23 protein-coding genes are annotated in these 21,139 nt (G+C 71.6%); 9 read left to right on the forward strand and 14 right to left on the reverse strand.

Annotated elements, in window-relative coordinates; genetic code table 11:
- Positions 1 to 107: 107 nt before the first annotated feature.
- From ACEZDE_RS33400 to ACEZDE_RS33430, 7 genes are all read right to left on the reverse strand, one after another.
- Positions 108 to 764, reverse strand: a complete 657-nt coding sequence (locus ACEZDE_RS33400; protein WP_380544846.1) for a hypothetical protein — start codon at positions 762 to 764, stop codon at positions 108 to 110.
- Between the two features lie 135 nt (positions 765 to 899).
- Complete coding sequence (locus ACEZDE_RS33405) at positions 900 to 1,679, reverse strand: HAD-IIA family hydrolase (protein WP_380544907.1); 780 nt, start codon at positions 1,677 to 1,679, stop codon at positions 900 to 902.
- A 123-nt stretch (positions 1,680 to 1,802) separates the two neighbouring features.
- Positions 1,803 to 2,519 carry a phosphonatase-like hydrolase gene (locus ACEZDE_RS33410; protein ID WP_380544849.1) on the reverse strand — a complete coding sequence of 239 codons (717 nt, stop codon included), beginning with the start codon at positions 2,517 to 2,519 and terminating at the stop codon, positions 1,803 to 1,805.
- Positions 2,519 to 3,643, reverse strand: a complete 1,125-nt coding sequence (locus tag ACEZDE_RS33415; RefSeq protein WP_380544852.1) for a TIGR03364 family FAD-dependent oxidoreductase — start codon at positions 3,641 to 3,643, stop codon at positions 2,519 to 2,521. Before ACEZDE_RS33415 ends, ACEZDE_RS33410 begins: the two co-directional genes overlap by 1 nt.
- 146 nt (positions 3,644 to 3,789) lie before the next feature.
- Positions 3,790 to 4,569, reverse strand: coding sequence for a GntR family transcriptional regulator (locus ACEZDE_RS33420; RefSeq protein ID WP_380544855.1), 780 nt, complete (start codon positions 4,567 to 4,569; stop codon positions 3,790 to 3,792).
- A 28-nt stretch (positions 4,570 to 4,597) separates the two neighbouring features.
- Positions 4,598 to 5,356: a class E sortase gene (locus ACEZDE_RS33425; RefSeq protein WP_380544858.1), complete on the reverse strand. Its 759-nt coding sequence runs from the start codon at positions 5,354 to 5,356 to the stop codon at positions 4,598 to 4,600.
- A gap of 44 nt (positions 5,357 to 5,400) precedes the next feature.
- On the reverse strand, positions 5,401 to 6,402 hold the full coding sequence (locus ACEZDE_RS33430; RefSeq protein ID WP_380544910.1) for an adenosine deaminase: 1,002 nt from the start codon (positions 6,400 to 6,402) through the stop codon (positions 5,401 to 5,403).
- Positions 6,403 to 6,619: 217 nt separating this feature from the next.
- On the opposite strand from ACEZDE_RS33430, the gene ACEZDE_RS33435 reads away from it, so the two are divergent.
- From ACEZDE_RS33435 to ACEZDE_RS33460, 6 genes are all read left to right on the forward strand, one after another.
- Positions 6,620 to 6,982 (forward strand): hypothetical protein, encoded by a 363-nt coding sequence (locus ACEZDE_RS33435; RefSeq protein ID WP_380544861.1) that lies wholly within the window; start codon positions 6,620 to 6,622, stop codon positions 6,980 to 6,982.
- On the forward strand, positions 6,979 to 8,274 hold the full coding sequence (locus tag ACEZDE_RS33440; RefSeq protein ID WP_380544864.1) for a hypothetical protein: 1,296 nt from the start codon (positions 6,979 to 6,981) through the stop codon (positions 8,272 to 8,274). Before ACEZDE_RS33435 ends, ACEZDE_RS33440 begins: the two co-directional genes overlap by 4 nt.
- The gene (locus tag ACEZDE_RS33445) at positions 8,274 to 9,026 is read left to right on the forward strand and encodes a hypothetical protein (RefSeq protein ID WP_380544867.1); all 753 of its coding nucleotides are present in this window, start codon (positions 8,274 to 8,276) and stop codon (positions 9,024 to 9,026) included. Before ACEZDE_RS33440 ends, ACEZDE_RS33445 begins: the two co-directional genes overlap by 1 nt.
- Before the next feature lie 20 nt (positions 9,027 to 9,046).
- Positions 9,047 to 9,622, forward strand: coding sequence for a hypothetical protein (locus ACEZDE_RS33450; protein ID WP_380544870.1), 576 nt, complete (start codon positions 9,047 to 9,049; stop codon positions 9,620 to 9,622).
- 39 nt (positions 9,623 to 9,661) lie between these two features.
- Positions 9,662 to 10,174 (forward strand): hypothetical protein, encoded by a 513-nt coding sequence (locus ACEZDE_RS33455; protein WP_380544873.1) that lies wholly within the window; start codon positions 9,662 to 9,664, stop codon positions 10,172 to 10,174.
- Between the two features lie 254 nt (positions 10,175 to 10,428).
- Positions 10,429 to 11,286 carry a hypothetical protein gene (locus ACEZDE_RS33460; protein WP_380544876.1) on the forward strand — a complete coding sequence of 286 codons (858 nt, stop codon included), beginning with the start codon at positions 10,429 to 10,431 and terminating at the stop codon, positions 11,284 to 11,286.
- Here the strand turns inward: ACEZDE_RS33460 and ACEZDE_RS33465 are convergent.
- From ACEZDE_RS33465 to ACEZDE_RS33480, 4 genes are all read right to left on the reverse strand, one after another.
- The gene (locus ACEZDE_RS33465) at positions 11,274 to 12,134 is read right to left on the reverse strand and encodes an aldo/keto reductase (protein WP_380544879.1); all 861 of its coding nucleotides are present in this window, start codon (positions 12,132 to 12,134) and stop codon (positions 11,274 to 11,276) included. The two genes, ACEZDE_RS33460 and ACEZDE_RS33465, sit on opposite strands and share 13 nt — an antisense overlap.
- Positions 12,068 to 13,264, reverse strand: coding sequence for a JmjC domain-containing protein (locus ACEZDE_RS33470; RefSeq protein ID WP_380544882.1), 1,197 nt, complete (start codon positions 13,262 to 13,264; stop codon positions 12,068 to 12,070). The genes ACEZDE_RS33465 and ACEZDE_RS33470 overlap by 67 nt, the downstream gene beginning before the upstream one ends.
- 87 nt (positions 13,265 to 13,351) lie before the next feature.
- A complete protein-coding gene (locus ACEZDE_RS33475; RefSeq protein WP_380544885.1) occupies positions 13,352 to 13,510 on the reverse strand; it encodes a hypothetical protein in 159 nt (52 codons plus the stop codon).
- 649 nt (positions 13,511 to 14,159) lie between these two features.
- Entirely contained in the window at positions 14,160 to 14,339 is a 180-nt protein-coding gene (locus ACEZDE_RS33480) for a hypothetical protein (RefSeq protein WP_380544887.1), read from the reverse strand.
- A gap of 534 nt (positions 14,340 to 14,873) precedes the next feature.
- Between ACEZDE_RS33480 and ACEZDE_RS33485 the strand changes: the two genes are divergently transcribed.
- Complete coding sequence (locus ACEZDE_RS33485; RefSeq protein ID WP_380544890.1) at positions 14,874 to 16,190, forward strand: hypothetical protein; 1,317 nt, start codon at positions 14,874 to 14,876, stop codon at positions 16,188 to 16,190.
- Here the strand turns inward: ACEZDE_RS33485 and ACEZDE_RS33490 are convergent, their stop codons facing one another.
- Positions 16,191 to 16,724: an NUDIX domain-containing protein gene (locus ACEZDE_RS33490; RefSeq protein ID WP_380544893.1), complete on the reverse strand. Its 534-nt coding sequence runs from the start codon at positions 16,722 to 16,724 to the stop codon at positions 16,191 to 16,193.
- Between the two features lie 155 nt (positions 16,725 to 16,879).
- Here ACEZDE_RS33490 and ACEZDE_RS33495 point away from each other — a divergent pair, with 155 nt between their 5' ends.
- On the forward strand, positions 16,880 to 17,248 hold the full coding sequence (locus ACEZDE_RS33495) for a hypothetical protein (protein ID WP_380544896.1): 369 nt from the start codon (positions 16,880 to 16,882) through the stop codon (positions 17,246 to 17,248).
- Positions 17,249 to 17,288: 40 nt separating this feature from the next.
- On the opposite strand, the gene ACEZDE_RS33500 is transcribed toward ACEZDE_RS33495, so the two are convergent.
- Positions 17,289 to 18,578 carry a DUF445 domain-containing protein gene (locus ACEZDE_RS33500; RefSeq protein ID WP_380544898.1) on the reverse strand — a complete coding sequence of 430 codons (1,290 nt, stop codon included), beginning with the start codon at positions 18,576 to 18,578 and terminating at the stop codon, positions 17,289 to 17,291.
- A 117-nt stretch (positions 18,579 to 18,695) separates the two neighbouring features.
- Between ACEZDE_RS33500 and ACEZDE_RS33505 the strand changes: the two genes are divergently transcribed.
- The gene (locus ACEZDE_RS33505) at positions 18,696 to 19,835 is read left to right on the forward strand and encodes an aminotransferase class V-fold PLP-dependent enzyme (protein ID WP_380544901.1); all 1,140 of its coding nucleotides are present in this window, start codon (positions 18,696 to 18,698) and stop codon (positions 19,833 to 19,835) included.
- A gap of 34 nt (positions 19,836 to 19,869) precedes the next feature.
- Here the strand turns inward: ACEZDE_RS33505 and ACEZDE_RS33510 are convergent, their stop codons facing one another.
- Positions 19,870 to 20,973 carry a family 20 glycosylhydrolase gene (locus ACEZDE_RS33510; RefSeq protein WP_380544904.1) on the reverse strand — a complete coding sequence of 368 codons (1,104 nt, stop codon included), beginning with the start codon at positions 20,971 to 20,973 and terminating at the stop codon, positions 19,870 to 19,872.
- Between the last annotated feature and the right edge of the window lie 166 nt (positions 20,974 to 21,139).

Consider the following 21,139-nt stretch of genomic DNA (forward strand, 5'->3'; position numbering starts at 1 on the left):
GGAGCCGTCGTGCTGGACGGCGTAGTCCAACCCCTGCGCCCGCCGCGCCCGCACCCGCGCCTGCCTGCGTCCCGGCGCCCGCGCCCGCCGCGCCCGGCCGTGCCCGCTCAGCCATGGGCCCGGCGGGAGCCGTGCGCCCGGCGGCGCAGTTGCAGCAGCGCGCCCAGCACCGCCGCCCCGATCAGCGCCAGCGACGCCCGACCCGCCGTACCGCCCAGCGCGTCCTGGCCCGGGAGGCCCCGGGTCGCGCCCCAGCCGCCGCCGGTGTCCGGTGCCACCGGCGCGGCCAGCGTCAGGGTCCCGGCCGCGACGGCCTTGCCCTGGCAGAGCTCCTGGACCGGGTAGGTGCCGGGTACGGCGTCCTTGGCGACCCGGGCCTCGGCGTAGAGCCCGCCGTCGGCGGCCAGCGCGAGGCTCACCGGCGCGGCGAACACCGGCGAGACGACCGACCCGGTCTCGGTGCCACCGCAGTCGGCGAAGGTCCGCAGATCGACGCTGCCCCCGGAACGGCTGGTGGCGGGATCGACGGCAATGGCGTCCCACCCCCCGGAAGCCGGCACAGCACGTGCAGCCGCAGGCGCGGCGACGTCGGTGGTCACCAGCACCGCGCCCGGCACCGCGCCCGGCACCGCGCCGGGCACCGCGCCCGGCGCACCCACCCCGCTCCCGCCCTGCGCCGCGGCCCCCGCCGCGGGCAGCAGCACCGCGGTCAGCACCAGCGCGGACACCGCCGCCCCGGTCAGGCCCGCACGGAGTTCGACCATCGGGCTGTTCCTCTCGCTCCAGGGCAGCCGAAGAACCCCGCCATCGGCAGTTCACCCATACCAGAGCAAAATAGTATGAAACAACCAGAAATCGGACAGCGACATGCCCGACGGCCGTGCCGGTGTGACCAGCCGTCAGATCTCGTCGATCAGGTCGGCGACCGACTTGACCACCCGGGACGGGCGGTACGGGAAGCGCTCGACGTCCACCTCGCGGGTGAGGCCGGACAGGACCAGCACGGTCCGCAGACCGGCCTCCATGCCGGACTTGATGTCGGTGTCCATCCGGTCGCCGATCATCACCGTGGACTCGGAGTGCGCGTCCAGGGTGTTCAGCGCCTCACGCATCATCAGCGGGTTGGGCTTGCCGACGAAGTACGGCTCCACCCCGGTCGCCTTGGTGATCAGCGCCGCGACCGAGCCGGTCGCCGGGAGCACGCCCTCGGTGGACGGGCCGGTCTCGTCCGGGTTGGTGCAGATGAACCGCGCTCCCGCGTTGATCAGGCGGATCGCCTTGGTCAGCGCCTCGAAGCTGTAGGTGCGGGTCTCGCCGAGCACCACGTAGTCCGGGCGGCTGTCGGTCAGCACGTAGCCGATCTGGTGCAGCGCCGTGGTCAGCCCGGCCTCGCCGATGACGTAGGCGGTGCCGCCGGGGCGCTGCCCCTCCAGGAACTTCGCGGTCGCCAGCGCCGAGGTCCAGATGGACTCCTCCGGCACGTCCAGGCCGATCCCGGCCAGTCGGGCGTGCAGGTCGCGCGGGGTGTAGATGGAGTTGTTGGTCAGCACCAGGAACGGCTTGCCCGACTCCCGCAGACGGTTGATGAACTCGTCGGCGCCGGGGATGATCGTCCCCTCGTGGACCAGGACCCCGTCCATGTCAGTCAGCCAGGACTCGACCGGCTTGCGTTCCGCCACGTCCGTCATCTCCAGATTCGTAAGGATTCGGCTGCCCCGACCATCCCCAGCGTAGTCGGGGCAGCCGGGCCCCGCGTATGCCGTCCCGCCTGGCGGGACGGCATACGACGGGCCCCGGCCGGGCTACCGGACGGCCGCCGCCCGCTCCGCGCCCAGCAGCAGCGCCGGCAGCTCCGCCACCGAGCCGAGCACCTGGCTCGCCCCGTCGGCCCGCAGCCGTTCGGCGTCATGGGCGCCGGTGAGCACCCCGGCCACCACGCCCGCGCCGGCCGAGACCCCGCAGCGCATGTCGTAGCCGGTGTCGCCGACCACCGCCAACTCCCGTACGTCGTCCGCCGCGCCGGTGCGCAGCAGGGCCGCGAGCGCCAGGTCCGGGTACGGGCGGCCACGGCCGCCCGCGTCGGCCGGGCAGAGCACCAGGTCGGCGATGCCCTGCCAGCCCAGCGCCTCGATGATCAGCTGCTGGGTCGGCCCGGAGAAGCCGGTGGTCAGCACGACGGCGAGGCCGGCCGCGCGGAGCGCGCCGATGGCGTCCTCCGCGCCGGGCAGCGCGGCGCAGTGGCCCTCGCCGACCGACCGGGCGTACGCGGCCTCGAAGGCGCGGTTGCCGCGCTGCGCCTGCTCCTCGGTCGGGAAGAGGTGTCGGAACACCGAGATCTTGCTCTCGCCCATGGTGGCGCGGACGTAGTCCACCATCGTCCGGTGCGCCGGGCTGCCCTGGACCACGTCCAGCTCCGCCACGGCGGCGTCGAACGACCGCTCGACCAGGCCGTCGTCGGCGACGGTGGTCCCGGCCATGTCCAGGACCACCAGCCGGGTGCTCTTCTTCTCGGTGCCCATCACCACTCCAGTTCGTTCGCTGTGGTCTCGCCGATGGCCGGCGAGCCCGTCATGCCCCGGCCGCCGGGGCCGGTCACGATCCACACGCCCTCGCGCACCCGCTCCCGGTGCACCACCAGGGCCGGGTCCAGGCACTGCGCGTACACGCCGGCCCAGCGGCGGCGGACCGGCGGCAGCGGGCGGCCGAGCAGGTCCTCGGCCAGCCCGGCCAGGTAGCGGTACGGCTCCTCCACCACGTCGAAGCCGAACGGCTGGTCGTACTCGTGGGTGTCGCCGATGGTCAGCGTGCCGTCGGCGCGCTGCACCATCAGCAGCTGCATCCGGTGCTCGGCGGCGGTCTCGTGCTGCGGCTGGACCGCGTTCAGCGCGTCCAGCGCCCCGCCCGCGTACGCGGGGTAGTAGCGGAAGCTGTCGCCGTCGGCGACCGAGGTGGGCAGGTCCTCGCCGAGCGGCTCGGTCTGCATCATCTGCAGCCGGACCCGGCGCACCGGCAGCTGCGGCGCCAGCTCGCGGACCAGACCGCCCAGCCAGGCGCCGGTGCAGAGGACCACGGCGTCGCCGCTGTGCAGCTCGCCCCGGTCGTCCCGGACCGCGCGCTCGCCGACCACCTCGCGGACCTCGCGCCCGCCCAGGAAGGTGTAGCGGCCGGAGGCGCGCAGGTGGTCCTGCAGCGCCCGCTGGGCGGTCCGGGGCTCGACCCTGGCGTCGTGCGGGCTCCACAGCGCGCCGAGCAGGCCGTCGCCGCGCAGGGCGGGGTTGGCCTTCCTGGTCTCCTCCGGGTCGAGCAGCTCCCAGCCGCGCAGCGCGGCGTCCGACCGGGCCGCGACCTCGGCGGCGACCGCGTACTCGGCCGCGCTGCGCAACACGGTCAGCGAGCCGCCGGGCCGGAAGCCGACCCCGGGGACCTGTTCGGCGATCTCCTGCCACAGCTGACGCGCCCTCAGGGCCATGTCCAGCTCCGGCCCGACGGACCGGCCGCCGACCCAGACCAGCCCGAAGTTGCGGACCGAGGCGCCGCGCGCCTGCTCCTCCCGCTCCAGGTGGACGACGTGGTGACCGCGCTCGACCGCATGCCAGGCATGCATGGTCCCGAGCGCTCCTGCTCCTACGACGATGACTCTCACGGGTCCGACCTTCGATCCTCTGGATGATCCGCGGGGGCTCTCCCGGTGTCTCCAGCATGAACAAGCGGGCACATTTGGACTAGACCCGTTACCATTTAGTTATCAAAATCTCTCCCATCGACCATCCCTCCTCAGCTGCTCAACCGTCAGCCGCTGGCGCCCAGCTCGGCGGTGAAGCTGAACCGGTCCCCCCGGTAGAGCGTGCGGACCCGCTCGAAGGCCCGGCCCGAGCCGTCCCAGCTGCGGCGGTGCAGCAGCAGCATCGGCAGCGCCGGGGGCGTCCCGATCAGCAGCGCCTCGCGCGGGGTGGCCAGCACCGTCTCGATCCGCTCCCGGGCGCCGCCGGAGGTGAGCCCGGCCGCCGCGCGGGCGTAGCCGTAGAAGGAGGAGGCCGGGTCGAAGTCGTCGTCGAGCCGGGGGAACAGCTCCACCGGCGCGTAGGTGCTCTCCAGACCGACCCGTTCGTCGTCCGCGAGCAGCACCCGCTCCAGATGCCAGACCTGGGCGCCGACGGCGAGGTCCAGCTCCTCGGCCACCTCCCGCTCCGCGGCGAAGCGCTCCAGGCCGATCAGGCTGCGGCCGGGCAGCCGGCCCTGCCTGCGCACCCCCTCGGTGTAGCTGGACAGCGACAGCGGCTGCTCGATCTTCGGCCCGGCCACCACCGTGCCCCGGCCGCGCCGCCGCAGCCGTCCCTCCAGCAGCAGTTCGCGCAGCGCCAGCCGCAGCGTCTCCCGGGCGACGCCGTAGCGCTCGGCCAGCTCGCGTTCGGTCGGCAGCGCCCCGCCCTCGCCCAGCTCGGCCAGCAGCTCCACCAGTTGGGCCTTGGCGGCGTAGTACTTGGGCATCCGGCCGTGCTCGGGAACGCCGCCGCGCACGGGCGCGCCGGGGCTGCGGGACGAGCGGGGTGCGTGCGGTGCGGCGGTCACCCGGCCACCGTACCCGGGGGCGGCCCGGTCAGGACGCGGTGCGCTGCTGTGCCGCGACCAGGTGGCCCCAGGCCACCATCCGGTAGAGCGAGGTGAAGTCCGGGGTGCAGGTGGTCAGCGTGAGGTAGCTGCCGGGGACGCGGTAGCCGTAGCCGCCGCCGGGGTGCAGCGCGCTGTGCGGGACGGCGGCGACGGTGTCCACGTCGGACGGCGAGGTCTGCGGCAGGATCGAGTCGATCCGGTAGTTGTCGATCCACCCGGCCGTCTCGACCAGGACGGTGTCGCCGACCCGCAGCCGGTCCAGGTGCCGGAACGGCTCGCCGTGGGTGTTGCGGTGCCCGGCCACCGCGAAGTTGCCCGGCTGGCCCGGCATCGCCGTGCCCGGATAGTGGCCGATGTAGCCGTGGTTGAGCACGGTCTGCTTGCCGACGCCCTCGGCCACCGGGAAGACGATGCCCAGCGACGGTATCCGCAGCACCGCGAAGGCGGTGAGGTCGCGGGACATCCGGTCGATGCCGCTGCCGCTGGGGCCGCCGACCGTCAGCGGACCGCCCGCGAGGGCGCCGGGGGCGGGGGCGCCGGTGCCGCCGGGGCCCGGCGGCGCGGAGGCCTGCGCCGCCGCCCCCGCCTGCCACTCCCGCTCCAGCCGGGCCACCGTGGACCGGGCGCCGGCGTCCGCCGCCCGGTTGGTCCACCACAGCTCGTACCCGGCGAACAGCAGCAGCACCAGGCCGACCGTGACGGCCAGTTCGACGAACCCGACCAGCAGCCGACGCACCGTCACCACCCATGCACCGCAGCCAAGCTGACACCCCGTCAGCTGAATGCAGATTACCCCTGGCGCAGCGAGGCTTCCAGATGGGCGTCGATCTCGCCGAGCAGCGCCTGCTTGCCCGCGTCCTCCAGGAAGGAGCCGCGGACCGCCTGCCGGGCCAGCTCGGCCACGCCGCCCCGGTCCAGCCCGAGCAACTCGGCGGCCACTGCGTACTCGTGGTTGAGGTCGGTGCCGAACATCGGCGGGTCGTCGCTGTTGACGGTGACGAACAGCCCGGCGTCCACCATCTGCCGGATCGGGTGCTGCTCCAGCTCCGGCACCACCCGGGTGGCGATGTTGGAGGTCGGGCAGACCTCCAACGGGATCTGGTGCTCGCCCAGGAAGTCGACCAGGCGCGGGTCCTGGACCGAGGAGGTGCCGTGGCCGATCCGCTCGGCGCCGAGGACGTTCAGCGCGTCCCACACCGTCTGCGGGCCGGTCGCCTCGCCCGCGTGCGGGACGCTGCGCAGCCCGGCCGCACGGGCCCGGTCGAAGTACGGCTGGAACTGCGGTCGCGGCACCCCCACCTCGGGGCCGCCCAGGCCGAAGCTGACCAGCCCCTCGGGCCGCAGGTCCAGTGCCAGCCGCTCGGTGATCTCGGCCGACTCCAGACCGGCCTCGCCGGGGATGTCGAAGCACCAGCGCAGCATCACGCCCAGCTCCGCCTCGGCGGCCTTGCGGGCGTCCTCGATCGCCTCCATGAAGGCCTCGCCGGGGATGCCGCGCCGCACCGAGCTGTACGGGGTGACCGTCAGCTCGGCGTAGCGGATGTTCTGCGCGGCCATGTCCGCGGCCACGCCGTAGGTCAGCGCCCGGACGTCCTCGGCGTCGCGGACCAGGTCCACCACCGACAGGTAGACCTGGATGAAGTGCGCGAAGTCGGTGAACTCGAAGTACTTCGCCAGCGCCGCCGGATCGGTGGGCACCGAGGTCTGCCCCTCGTACCGGGCGGCCAGCCCGGCCACGACCGCGGGCGACGCCGAACCCACGTGGTGGACGTGCAGCTCGGCCTTGGGCATCCCGGCGATGAACGCCCCGAGCCCGGACCCCGCCGCTCCCGGCCCCGCTGCCCCCGACACTGCTCCCGACACGTTCCGCTCCTCGTCCGTTCGACCGCGCCCGGTCTCCGGCGGGCGCTCCCCAACCCTCTCACGACCGGTGCACGGGGACGTGCGACGGTGCGATAGCGTCGGTCGCTCAGGCGATCGGTTACCACTCAAGAGAACGGGGAACTTGATGGGGGACTTCTTCAGGGTCGACCTGGACGTCCTGGGGCGGATGACCTCCTCCCTCCAGGAGGCCGGGGACCAGATGGAGTCGGCGCTGAGCCGGCTCGGCAGTGTCGAGGGCGGCCAGATCGGCACCGACGCGCTGAACTCGTCGGCGCACCACTTCCAGAGCACCTGGTACTACGGCCTGGGCCAGCTGCAGCAGACCATCAAGGAGACGGACGAGGGCGTGAAGGCCGCCCACGACGCCTACCAGCAGCTCGACCAGGCCATCAAGCAGGCCATGGACAAGGTCAACTCCGCGGTGGTGACCCCGATGGGCGCGGACATCGACAGCCTGCGGCCCAACCTGGCCGGGGGTGCCGCGTGAACGAGGCGGCGACGGGTGGCGGCGCCACCGAGGACAGCTACCCCCACCTGGGCTTCAACCCGGTCCCCGGGATACCCGAGGACGTCGACGCGATCGCCTCGGTGCTGAAGTCGGCGGCGGCCTCGCTCAAGGAGTCCGGCTCGCTGCTCACCCAGGTCAGGGACGCCGGCAACGACATCTGGCAGGGCCAGGCCGGGGACGCCTTCCGCTCGCACGTGGACGGCGAGCTGACGAAGCGTCTGAGCACCGCGCAGACCTCGCTGGAGACCGCGCTCGGGATCTTCAATGACTGGCACGGCGACCTGGTCGGCTTCAAGTCCTCCGCCGCCAAGCTGGACGCCGAGGCCGAGGCCGCCCAGCAGGCGGCCGAGCAGGCCGCCGCGAAGGTGGTCACCGCCCAGGCCGACCCGGCCTTCAAGCTGATCGGCCAGACCTTCAGCGGCGCCGCCCTGCAGCAGGCGCAGCAGGCTGTGGAGACCGCCCAGCACGGCCTGGACGCCGCGAACCGGGCCGACGCCGACGCCAAGGGCGAGCTGGACGCGATCATCAAGCAGGCCCGCGAGCTGGAGTCGCAGCACGAGGCGATAGCCCGGCGCTTCGCCCAGGCGCTGGACCACGCCGCCTCCGACCTGGCCCCGCACAAGCCGGGGATGTTCAGCCGGATGTGGAACGACTTCAAGTCCGGCCTGAGCAACCTGGGCTCCTGGGTCAAGGACCACCTGGACGCGATCCACTCCGTGCTGTCCACCATCTCCGCCATCGCCGGGCTGGTCGCGCTGCTGACGCCGCCGCCGATCGACGCCATCGCGCTGGGCGTCTCCCTGGTGGCGGGCGCCGGCGCACTCGCGGTCGACGCCGCCAACCCGGAGTTCCGCAAGGGCATCAGCGACGCCCTCCACGGCAACTTCGACAAGGCGGCGCGGAGCGCGCTGGGCACCGCGCTGGGCGACACCCTGAGCGTGGTGCCGGGCCTCGGCGGCGTGGTCAAGGGCGGCACGGCCGGGCTCAAGGCCGGCATCGCCGGGGTCAAGGCGGCCCGCGCGGGCGAGGAGCTGGTCGAGGGTGCACGGGTGCTGCCCAAGATGGCCGCCGCGGTGCACGATGCGGCCCAGAACCCGGGCATCGCGGCGAAGTTGCTCTCCAAGCAGCAGTGGGTCCGCCCGGTCCTGGAGAAGGGCGGCGTCCTGGCGAAGGACGCCACCACCGAGACCTACCAGCACACCGTCGGCGTGGTCCTCAAGGGCAAGAACGCGGCCACGCACATCTACAAGGACATCCGGGGTGAGGGCTGATGACCAGGATCGACGACGGCCTCGGCGGTCCGTCCGCCGCGGGCGCCGGGACGCTCCCCGACGAGGAGCGGAGCATCTGGCTGGACATCCCCGAGGGCTACTCCGCGCTGCCGCTGCGAGACCTCGACGAGACCGTGCCGGCCACCCGGCGGATCCTCGCCGAGCTGAGCGAACCCGAGCAGCGCCCGCTGGTCGAGCTGACCGTCGGCACCCTCGGCGTGCTGCTCCAGGACCTGGCCGACCGCAGCGCCGTCTACTGCGGCATCGGCCGCCACGCCTCGGCGGTGGACGGCGGCGAGGTCACCTCCACCCTGGTGGTGTCCGTCCAGGACACCGAGGCGGCGGGCGACCCCCGGCTGCTGCTCGGCGAGATGGTGGAACGGCTGGCGGCCGAGGACTGGCAGGGCCAGGCCGACCTGCTGGACGTGGTCGGCCGCCCGGTGCTGTTCTGCGAGCGGGTCCAGGAGCTGCCCGCACCCCAGCTCCCCGGCGGCCCGGAACTGCCCGACGACGCCACCGCCCCGGTGTTCCTGCTGGAGGCGCTGGTCCCGTCCGACGACGGGACGCTGCTCGCCGCGATCGAGTTCGCCACGCCGTACCTCGACAACGGGCCGGAGTTCCGGACCATGATGGCGACACTGGCCGCGGCCCTGTCGTTCGACCCACCGCGGGAGGACGGCGGCGACCAGGGCTCCGCGGCCCCCGGCCAGGAGCCGACCACCAGGAACGCGATCCGCGACGCGCTGGGCTGACCGGAGAGAAGGGAACCACCATGGCTGAGGCCGACCAGGAGATCACCCCCGGCGCCGCACTGAACGACCCCGCGCTGCGGGCGACCGTCGACCGGTGGTGTGCGTCCCGGATGCCGGCCCGGCGCGAGGAGGGGCTGCAGCTGCGCGAGCTGCTCGCCCGGCACCCCTGGCAGGAGTACGGCTACAAGCGGGGCACCTGGTACCGCGCCCCCGGCCTGTTCGACCAGTTCTGGAACTACCGGACCTGGCAGCGCGACGACGACCGGCTGCAGGTGATCGACCCGGCCACCGGCACCGCGCTGGCCGAGTCCGCCCGGACCGGCTTCCGGGCCCTCCCCGGTCCGCAGGGGCGGCTCTGGGCGGCCGGCGACCCCCGCGGCCTCTGCGTGATCACCCCGGCCGGGGACGGCAAGGAGCACCTGGTGCTCAGCGCCCCGGCCCCGTCGCCGACCCCCTACCGGGAGGAGCTCCGCTACGGCCGCTCGGTCTGGCTCGCGGACTGCCCGGACAAGCCGAAGCGCGCGGACGGCTACGTCTGGGACCCGAAGGCCGAACGCCGCGACTGGGACCGCGACAAGGCCGACGGCACAGGCTGACCCCGGCCCGACACGGCGCCACCGGCAAGGAGTCAGATCATGGCATCACCCGACAGCGACCTCCGGGCCCGCTGCCTGGCGCACCTGCTCCAGGAGTTCCGCTGGCAGGAATACGGCTACAAGGCGGGGCGCTGGGAGCGGGCCGACACCGTCCTCGGCCTGTTCAACCACCGGCGCTGGGCCCGCACCCGCGAGGCGCTGCAGCTGATCGACCGGCGCGGCGACCGTCCGGTCGCGGAGCTGCGGGACGACCGCGGGGTGCGGCTGCCCGAACCCGCCGGGTCGGTGTGGATCGCGGGCGACCCGCGGACCGTCGCCGCCTACAGCCCGGTCGGCGACGGCGTGCGCGAGGTGCGGCTCGCGGTGTCGCCGTTCGTCCCGCAGCGCGCGGCGCTGGAGTTCGCCGCCGCGATGCGACCGGGCGACCGGCCGCCGTTCGCCCTGGTCGAGTACCAGGACCGGCAGCCGCACGGCGGCTCGACCTGGCTGGCCGACCGTCCGGACAAGCCCACCCGCCGCGACGGCTACACCTGGAACGCCACCGGCTACTGACGCCGGGTCAGACCAGGGTCGAGCGGATCGTTGGAAGGGACCCACGATGGTTGAGGCCGACCCGGGCATCACCCCCGGTGCCGCACTGAACGATCCCGCACTGCGGGCGACCGTGGACCGGTTGTGCGCGTCCCGGATGCCGGTCCGGCGCGAGGAGGGCGAACTGCTGCGCGCGGGCGATCATTGCCCGCGCGGACTGAGGTCGCCAGCCGAATACCCCCACGGCATGACTGCCCGCTGCTACGGTCGCTAGCGTGAGGCTTTCGATCTCAAGCGGCGATGCCGTTGATTTGCGGGTTGAGTCGGTCGAGGACGTCTTGGCGCATGTCGAGCGGGCCCTTCACGTGCGCTTTGACCGGACGACAGTGGTGCGCAAGCGGCGTTCGATCGGGGCGCACACGGACCGGGAGAGCTGGGTCCGGATCGAGCGCCGGGGGCTCGACAGGATCGGGACGCAGGGTTGGAACGGCACGGAGTGCGCCGCTGCCCTCCACGGGATCGCGAAGCCCGACTGGCGGTCGGCCGTCGCTTGGCGGGACGGGGCTGCGCCGGCGATGTGGCGGGCCGACGAGACGTCCCTTCTGCCGGGAACGCCGATCGGGACCAGCGTGCTCGCTGCCGCTCCCCATCTGTCGGAAGCCTGGTGGCAGGCGTTGAACGCATCCCTGGATGCGCTGGCGGCTCAGCAGACATCGCGCGTGGCCACACCAGACACCGAACTGATCACGCAGCCCGTGGTTACCGAGGCTGTCCAAAGCGCGTTCGGTAGCGGGTTCGACACGACCATCAGCACCTGGGTTCCCGCGCACGCGGACTTGAACTGGGCCAACGTGAGCGGTCCGGAGTTCTGTCTGTTCGATTGGGAGGACTGGGGGAACGCACCCCTCGGGCTGGACTCCGCGTCCCTGTGGGGAAGCTCGCTCACCGTCCCGGCGCTGGCCGACCGCGTGCGCCGGGAGCGGCGGAGCGATCTGGAGAGCCGGGACGGCAAGTTGATGACGTTGTTCGTCTCCTCGAAGTTCGCCGGCACGGACGCGCATCCCGAGGATCCCCGGGTGAAGCCCGCACGGCTGGAGGCGGCTCGAATCGTCGCGGAGTTTCAAGCCCGTTGACGACGTGCCCGGTCGCGCAAGAGCCCTCGGTACTGCTGTACGACCACGTCGTTGACCTCGCAGTCGACGGCGTTGAGCAGTTGCCGCAGGTGAGCGGGGTTGTCGGAGCCGACCGCGAGTGTGCTCACGCGGGGCAGGCAGTAGGCCGTCCGGAATGCTGCTTGTAGGCGCGTCAGGCCGCCGGTCGGATCTTGGAGGAACAGGCGCGGGTCGACGGCCTTCCATACCGGGTCGTGGACGCTGCCGCCAAAGGGGCTCATGCCCCAGAGAGCCTCTTGTGCCAACTCCCACCGCATAGCCAGGGCTTCGTCGGCGGTCAGGGTGTCCGATCCGACCAGCAGGCCAGCGCGGACCATGAGGACGGACGGTTGCGGTGCCCGATGGAGAGTCAGGGCGGCGAGGGGGCGGGGGTTCCAGGAGGCGACGCCCCAAGCCCGGCACAGGCCCTGTGCTGTGGCATCGGCCAGGAGTGCGAACGCTCGTGCCAATGCATCTGCCGAGCCCTCCGTCGCGTCGGCGAGGGAAGCTTCCGGATTGTGGAGGAAGACGAGGTCTGGGGGCCGCCCCAGGTCGCGATTGGTTTGCTCCAGCGCGGCCCGTAGGCGGGCCGGGTCCAGGGAGTGCTCGGAGGCGCTCGGCCCGGGAAAGTACCCGACCTTTGTGGAGAGCATGAGGTGCGGCAGGACATCGCCTGCGACCCGCACCAGGGTCTCGTGGGCGGTGAAGCCGCGATAGTTGAAGCTGGTGTCGATGGCGTCGATGCCCAGGTCCAGCGCGTTGGTCAGGAGGCTGCGCTGGTAGCGAGACCGGTGTAGCCCAAGGACAACTCGGGGGTGAGCGGGGCGCATATCTGTTCCTCCACCAGGATCTCGGCGATCTTTGTCACCTCGGCACCAACCACTGTCACCGCTTGGGCCAGGTGGACGGGCATGCCGCTCAGCAGCAGCCGCAGGGCGGGAAGGGCCTTGGCCGCGAACGTGAGCTTTTTCCCCAGGACAAGCACGTCGATGTTCTCGTCGTTCTCCCTGATCTGCGGAGGGAAGTGGGTAGCGCAGACCACCGAGTCGAGAGGGCCGAAGATGTCCAGGAAGGGGACGTGCCGGGTGGGCGTCACTTCCTGTCCGTGCGCGGCCAGGAACTCGGCCGGGGGCCGCTCGCGCACCAGTCGGGCGGCTGCCTCGGTCAACGCCTCGCTTCCGGTTCCGTGCCAGCGATCCAGGTCGTGTCGGAAGATCTCGTTCTCCCGGCACCAGTCCCCTAGCCAGGCCAGCCAGCTCGCACCGGTCCGCTTGGTGATCCCGAACGTGACATGCAGGCTGTTCCCCGCTCCACGGCCGTCGCGGGTCGCCTGGTGCCAGTGGCCCCGTGGGATGTGCATCACATCGCCGGCCTGCATGACTCCGGCCCAGACGATGTCCTGGCTCGGGGTGTTGTTGGGGTCAGCGTCCCGGTACATGGGCACGGCCCGGGACGTGCCTCGGACCTCCCACTGCTTCTCGCCGGCCAGTTGGACGACGATGACGTCGTGGTCGTCCCAGTGCAGCGGGAAGCCAGAGGCGTCGTTCGTCGTCAGGTAGGCGTTGACCTGGACGCGCTCGTGGGCCCACCATTGCAGCGCCCGGCACGCGACCTCCATCGTGGGGTCGAAGACGTTGGCCTGGTCGAGGATAAGAGTGGCGCCCTCGCGCAAAAGTCCTCCCAGGTGCCGCATGTTGACCATGGGAATGCTCTGGCCCCGGGGGCTGACGCTGTCGGTGAAGTAGACGGCGGGGTGCACCTCTTCGCCCCGCTGGAAGGCGCGGAACTGTGGGCGGTTCAGGCTCCTGCGCATGGCGATGTCGAGCATCCGGTTCGGGGTCAGGACGCGGGAGAGCAGTTCCGGGTCGTCGATGGTTCCCCGCCCGAAGCCGTTGCCGAGTTCCTGCGCGCCGTTCCAGCCGAGTGCGGTCTCGATGGCGCTGGTCAGCCAGTGCTCCATGGTTCCCTCCTGATGCGTTCGCTGGTGTGGTGCCAGGGGCCGGCGGGGGTCCGCGGGTCGGAGCATGCGGACCCCCGCCGTCTGCCGCTACTCGGTGTCGTTCAGATTGCCGTCGCCGCCAGGCCATGGCGAGTCGCCGGAACTGCCCGAGTTGTCGGACCGCAGGCCGTCGTAGCGGTCGTGAACGGAGGTCAGCTCCTCCACCGCCACCAGCAGGCTGCTCTGCGGTGTCGTGTCTTCTGCCACTTCGTACTCCTTCCTCTTTCGGTTCTCCTGCTGCGGGCGTGCAGCGGGAAGCACGGAGCGGCCCGACCGGTTGCCCGGATCCGGGAGAGCGCTGCGCGAGAGAGTCAGCGCAGGTCAGGCGAGTCGGACTGCGGCCGGATCTCAGATTTCCGGCGCGAGAGCGTCGGGCATCAAGACCGGAACCGTCCGAGAGGCCTGGCTCGGCGCGTCAGGAAGGGACTCGTGGGCGCAGAGGCCAAGGCACACCAGGAGTGCACTCCCGGCCGCGATCCAGCTGCCTGCCAACATGACAGTCGCCGGGTCGGGTCTGGCGTGGCGACCACTCATCACTGTCCTCTGCGACCGGGGCTGTCGCCCCAGGTGCCACGGCGCGCGACGACAGTCAACGCACCGACGTCCTGGACAGGTTGCTCCCTGCCACCGACCAGAGGGCGAACGACCCTGGTTCCGCTTCGGATGTCGGTGACGACAAGCTCCCGGCCGCCCTCGTCGGTGACCAGGTCACCGATCTGAGGCTCATCAGGCGGTGGGAGAGGCATGGTTGAGGACACGGTGTTTCTCCTGATGGATTCGTGACTGGGCGCTCCGCCGGCGCGGGCCGGCTGCCGGTGCAACGAAGGCGGTTGAAGCTCTTCGGACGGTGCGCTGATCATGTGCCGGCCTGCAGTGCGGCGTGGGTGCCGATGCTGGGGATCGCTGCTCTCACCAGGGCCGTCAGGCGCTCGCCGCCGCAAGCGGCGGCATCGTCGCCGACCTCGGACCACACGCGCTTGCCACCAGGATCGGGCTCGGCTCCCCACTTGGCGGCCAGGGCGTCGACCAGAAACAACCCCCCGGCTCCGCGTGGAATCCTGTCCAGCGTCGGCGGCCTGGGGCATTGCCGCATCGGTGTCGGTCACCTCAACGCGCAGACGCCCTCCGCTCCACCTGACGCATACGACACAGGTGGCATCGGTGTGCCGGAGGGCATTGGTGATCAACTCGCTGGACAACAGCTCGACATCGCGTAGGGCGCTCTCGCTCAGGGGCAGATTCCAACCGCGCACCGCCACCATCACGCGCCGTCGGGAATCGGGCACGGCCTTGCCGCTGGGCAGCACCCGGAAGCCGTAGGGACCCCGGACGGGGGTGGGTGTGGTGGCAGGCACAGCTGGGAACCCTTCGCCAGACGCTTGGACGCCGAGACGCACCGTCGAGCACGGCACGGCGTCCTTCTTCGTGCTCCCTCCGGGGATCCCGGGGGTCTCAGAATCGCCTGACGTCCCGTTCGGGGATAAGGCCAGCATGTGTACCCACAATGGGTAAACTCGCTTTCAGTGATCTCGCGTGACGGTGAGCGATGATCTACAAGGGAGCGTCGGACATGGCCGAACCCAAGGCACCGCCGGGTCTGCCCTGGCGTCTTCTCGTGGACCCGGAGATGGTCACCGCCTGTGCCGCCAGGGACTTCACGAGGATCTTCAGCCTGGTGAAGTCGAGGGCTGGCATCCACGCTTCCCGCATCGCCCACCTGTGCGAACTCACCCCCAGCCGGGTGGGCGAAGTCCTCTCGGGACAGCGTCAGATCACGAACATGAACGTCATCGAACGCATCGCCGACGGCTTGCAGATCCCCGGGCACATGCTGGGGCTGGCCGCACGCGCGTGGGAGCAGACGAAGGCCCCCACCCCACGCCGACCGCAGATCGGCACAGCGGGAAAAGTGCCTAGCCCACCACACTCTGTAGAGCAGCCGACCAGCGAACTGGACGACATCCTCATCATCGCCGCGAACACCAAGGTCACCCCCTGCACACTGCGGTCCCTGCAGACGTCCATCGAGGACTATTGGCGCAGGGACGACGAGCACGGCGGCGAAGCCCTGCGTCCGGCCGTCATCGGCCAGCTCAGATACGTCCTGGGCGTCCTGGACGACACCACAGATCCCCACTACCGGCGGGTCCTTCATGGCATCGCAGCCGAGTTAGCGCGTCTGACCGGGTGGACGTACTTCGACGCCCGTCAGCACAGCACCGCCCGGACCTACTTCACCCGGTCGCTACGCCTGGCCCGCGCCATCGAGGACCGGACGTTCACTGCCAACGTGCTGGCCTGCCTGAGCTTGCAGGCCACCTATCAGGACCGGGCAACCGAGGCCATCACCCTGGTGCGAGCTGCCCAGGACGCCGCCCGCAACGACGGAGGCACCCCGCGGCTGATGGCGATGCTCTCCATCCGCGAGGCGTTCGGTCACGCCAGCGCACATGACCGACAGGCCGCCCACACGGCCATACTCGAAGCCGAGCAGCACTTCGCACGCATCGGCCCCGCCGACGAAGACCCGGCCTGGGTGCACTACTTCGACCAGACCAAGCTCACCGTGGACACCGGTATCGCCCTGGGACAGCTCGGCGACGCGGACGCTGCCGAGCCACTCATCCACCAGGCCCTCCGGAGGGAACCGGAAACGAACCTGCGAGGCAAGGCCTTCCACTCGTTCTGGCTGGCCAAGACCCAGCTGCAGCGCCGCCAGGTCGAGGCGGCCTGCGATACGGCAACCGAAGCCCTGGAGCTGGCCCTTGCCGTCGACTCCCCCCGCATCACAGGGCACCTGCACGAAATCCGTCCGCTGCTCACGCCCTACCACTCCTTCCGCCCAGTCCTTGAGCTGGAAGAACGGTTGAAAGAAGCGACGGGCTGACTACAGCCCAGACTCGTCCAGCAACAGGTACAACACGCCCACAAGGGACCCGCTGCTGACGATCTCCCGGCGATCGATCATGCCACGCAGATCGGACAGTGCGATCCACTCCAGGCGGTCGGACTCATTGCGTTCCGTCGGCGGGCCGATGTACTCCAACGCATCGGCGCGAAAGACGAAGTGCTCGGAGTCGGTGATGCCGTTGGCGGGCTGAGCGTAGATCAGCGGCTTCATCTCACCGGTACGCCAACCGGTCTCCTCCAGTACCTCCCGCGCCGCTGCATCGGCCGCCGTCTCATCGGCCTCGATCAGCCCCATCGGAAGCTCCCACGCCCAGGAGTCGGTGATGAAGCGGTGCCGCCACATCATCAGCACCTGCCTCTGATCGTTCACCACAGCCGCCACCGCCAGGTGCCGCAGCTTGAGCACATGGTGCTCCCAGCGGTGCCCGTCCGGCTGTTCGACATCTACCAACCACACGTTCACCCAAGGGTTCTCGTAGATCGGGCGTTCCCCATGGATCTTCCACTGCATCGCCGTGGCCCCTCTCGATGGACCTTCAGCATGTCAGACAGGACAGCTCCATCCTTCCGATCGATAGATTCACGTCAAGGCGACGATTACTGGTCGCGGTTTCAAGTGTCCAGGGCACAACGAGGGCACTTGAGGGGTAGAAACGGCGCTGAACGATGACTCTGCACTACTGGTACCACCGGACCTGGCAGCGCGACGACAACCGGTTGCAGGTGATCGACCCGGCCACCGGCACCGCGCTGGCCGAGTCCGCCCGGACCGGCTTCCGGGCCCTGCCCGGTCCGCAGGGGCGGCTCTGGGCGGCGGGCGACCCCCGCAGCCTCTGCGTGATCACCCCGGCCGGGGACGGCGAGGAGCAGCTGGTGCTCTCCCCGGTCCCCCCGACCCCCTACCGGGGAGGAGCCTGGGACCCCAAGGCCGAACGCCGCGACTGGGGCCAGGACAAGGCCGACGCCGAACAGGTCCGCACCGAGGTCAACCACGCCCTGGCCGACGCCCTCAAACCCTCGCACTGGCGCGGCTGACCTCCCACCCGACAAGGCCCGAAGCCGGGCTGACGCCGGCTCAGACCAGCGCTGACACCGTGTGGATCAGCAGTCCCGCCAGCGCGCCGACGACCGTGCCGTTGATCCGGATGAACTGCAGGTCGCGGCCGACGTTGGCCTCGATCTTGCGGGAGGCCTCGTCGGCGTCCCAGCCGGCCACGGTGTCGGAGATCAGCGAGGTGATCTCGTCGCGGTAGGTGTCGACCACGTACTCGGCCGCGTCCTCCAGCCAGCCGTCCAGCTTGGCCTGCATCCGCTGGTCCGTGGCCAGCCGCTTGCCGAAGCTGCGGATGCCGTCGCGGAGCCGGACCCGCAGCTGGCTCTCCTCGTCCTCGGCCGCGTCCAGGACCATGCCGCGGATCGCGCTCCAGGCCGAGGCGATCAGGTCCTGGACCTCGGAGCGGCCCAGCAGGTCGGCCTTGGCCTGCTCGACCCGGGCGATGGTGTCCGGGTCGCTGCGCAGCTCCTCGGCGAAGTCCTCCAGGAAGCTGTCCACCGCGCCCCGCGCGGCGTGGTCCGGGTCGTCGCGGACGTCGGTGGCGAAGCGCAGCAGCTCCCGGTAGACCCGTTCGCCGATCTTGTGGTCGATGAACCTGGGGGTCCAGCCCGGGGCCTCCTCGGAGATGGTCCTGATCACCGACTCGTCGTGCTCCACCAGCCAGTCGTGGGCCCGCACCACGCACAGGTCGACCACCCCGCGGTGGCCGCCCTCGTCCAGGATCCGGCCCAGCATCCGGCCTATCGGCTGGGCGATCTGCTGCTCGGCGGCCCGCCGGGTGACCGCCTCGCCCACCACCGCCTGCACGTCCTCGTCGCGGAGCACCGCGAGCGCCCCGCGCAGCGCCGCCGACGCCTCCCGGGTGACCCGCTCGGCGCTGCCCGGCGCGGACAGCCACTCGCCGAGCCGCCGTCCGACACCGAGGCCGCGCAGCCGCCCCCGGACCACCTCCACCGAGAGGAAGTTCTCGCCGACGAACTGGCCCAGGCTGCGCCCGAACACGTCCTTCTTGGTGGGGATGATCGCGGTGTGCGGGATGGGCAGCCCCAGCGGGCGGCGGAACAGCGCCGTCACCGCGAACCAGTCGGCCAGCGCGCCGACCATCCCGGCCTCGGCCGCCGCCTGGACGTACCCGGCCCAGGAGCCGGCGCCGCTGCGAACGGCCCAGCTGGTCAGCACGTAGACCAGGGTCGCCACCAGCAGGAAGCCGGTGGCGATGGCCTTCATCCGGCGCACGCCACGCCGCTTCACCTCGTCGGACGCGGTGTACCGTACGCCGGGCGGACCCGCGGGCCTACTGTCTTCTGGCATACCGGCCTCTTCGTTCGTACGCGCGAGTTCGCCCGTACGGGCGGCGACAGGGTCTGCGGCTGGTTTCACGCCCCCCAGTCTGCCCTTTCGACCATCGAAGTTCTGGAGCGAACGCGCATGTCCGCACTGCCTGGCCCCGGTGGCCTGTCCGGCTACGCCGAGCACTTCCTGGAGCCGGCCGGATATCTGGACTTCGGGCGCTTCGGCCCGCCGTCCGCCGATGTGGTGGAGACCACAGCCGCGCTCACCGGCCGGGCCGCCCACGCCGCCGGGCAGACCGTGGACGAGCTGATGGAGGAGGAGCCGAGGGCCCGCCGCGCCGCGGCCCGGCTGATCGGCACCGGGTCGGTGGAGAACGTCACGCTGCTGCCCAACGCCAGCACCGGCCTGTTCCACGCGGCCTTCGGGCTGCCCGGCGGCAGCGTGCTGGTCCCCGCGTGGGAGTTCCCCTCCAACCTCTACCCCTGGCTGCGGACCGCCGCCCTCGGCCGGGTCCGGCCGGTGCCGGTGCGGCCGGACCGGCTGCACCGGATCACCCCGGACCTGGTCCGCGCCGCGCTCACCCCGGACACCGTCGCGGTCTCGCTGTCCGCGGTGGACTTCCGCACCGGCTTCCGGGCCGACCTGGCCGGGATCAAGGAGGTGATCGGCCCGGACCGGCTGCTGATCGTGGACGCGATGCAGGCCCTGGGCGCCACCGAGCTGCCCTGGACCGCCGCCGACGTACTGGTCACCGGGGGTCAGAAGTGGCTCAGGGCAGGCTGGTCCACCGGCTTCCTCTATGCCTCCGACCTGGCCCTGGAGCGACTGGAACCGACCCTGACCGGCTGGACCGGGGTCGACGAGCCGGGCCTGTTCGACGGCGAGGAGCACCCCCCGGTCGAGGGCGCCCGGCGCTTCTCGCTGACCAACCACAACCCGATCGCCGCGGCGGCGCTGGCGCGGGCGCTGGAGCTGGTCGAACGAGCCGGGACCGAGCGGATTGTGCGTCAGATCCGGCAGCGCACGGCCGAGTTGATCGACACCGTGCGCAGCGCGGGCGGCCTGGTGCACTCCCCCACGGCCGAGCACGAGCGGGCCGGGATCGTCTCCTTCTCGGTCCCGAACACCGACCCGGGCACGGTCGCCAAGGCGCTGTCCGAGCACGGGGTCACCGCCACCGCGCGGCCGGACCAGATCCGGCTCTGCGCGCACGCCTCGACCACCCTGGCCGCGGTCGACCTGGTCCACCGCGCACTGCGCTCACTGGGCGACTGACGCCCCGCCGGCCGCCTGGAAGGACGGCGCGGCGTCACTTCCAGGGGACGTCGGTGGTCCGGGTGAACGGCAGGCCCTGCGCCTGCCAGTACTGGGCCTGGTCGGCCAGCCGCTGCTGGAACTCGTCCCAGTAGCGCTCGGCCGCCGGGGTCCAGCCGACCTCGGCCAGGGCGGGCAGTCGGGGCAGCAGCATGGTGGAGAGGTCGTCGGTGCTCCGCAGCGTCTCGCTCCACATCGGGGCCTCGACCCCGGCGACCGCCCCGGCCGGGAGGCTGATGCCGAGGTAGGTGTCCGGGTCCCAGCTGTAACTCTTCTGCACGCTGACGAAACCGGCCCACTGCAGCCCCAGCTGGGTGGTGGCGTCGTACTTCTGGTCCAGGTAGGCCCGGTCGGCCGGTTCCATCACCAGCTTGGAGCCGTCCTTCACCGCGGTGCCGATCTGCGCGTCCAGGCCGGGCGGCTGCTGCGAGGCGGGGTGCCACACCCCGAGCAGGGTGGGTGAGCCCTTACCCACCGAGGCGGCGTCGTCCCAGGCCAGCGGCTGCTTGCCGTGCTGGCGTACCAGCGCGGCGGCGCGGGCCATGAAGTGGGTGTAGTCGGCGGCGGAGAGGGTCTTCGCCTCGTCGCCGCCGATGCCGATATAGGGACCGGGCGTCATAGCGGCAAGGGCGCCTACCACCTGGTCGACAAAGGTGTAGGTCGACTCCTTGCCGGTGCAGACCCGGCTGAAGCCGACGTCGGTACCGGTGTACGGCTGGGCCTTGGCGTCACCCGGGCAGGCAAGGCCGGGGTAGGCGGTCAGCGCCGCGTTGGAGTGGCCGGGGAGGTCGACCTCGGGGACCACGGTGATGAACCGGGCCGCGGCGTAGGCCACCAGCTGCCGGTACTCGGCGTCCGTGTAGAAGCCGCCCGCGCCGCCGCCGACCTGCGTGGACGCCCCGATGCCGGTCAGCGCGGGCAGCCCGGGGACGGCGATCCGCCAGCCCTGGTCGTCGGAGAGGTGCAGCCGCAGGTAGTCGAACTTGTACTGGGCCAGCAGGTCGATGTAGCGCTCGACTGCCGGGACCGTGAAGAAGTGCCGGGAGACGTCGAGGCCGCCGCCGCGGTAGCCGTACCGCGGCTGGTCGGTGATCGCCACCGCCGGGACCGTCCCCGGGCCCTTGGCGGGCAGCAGTTGACGCAGCTGTGAACGACGGCGGTTTTCCCCAGGGGTGGTGTCGGCGTAATTCTCCAACCCCTGGGGCCGCCGCAGTCAGGCTGCGGACTGCTGGCTGATCTTCTCGGTGGGGGTCCTCGGTCGCTTG

The organism is Streptacidiphilus cavernicola (genome assembly GCF_042510955.1).
In the GTDB taxonomy this organism is placed as follows: Bacteria; Actinomycetota; Actinomycetes; order Streptomycetales; family Streptomycetaceae; genus Streptacidiphilus; species Streptacidiphilus cavernicola.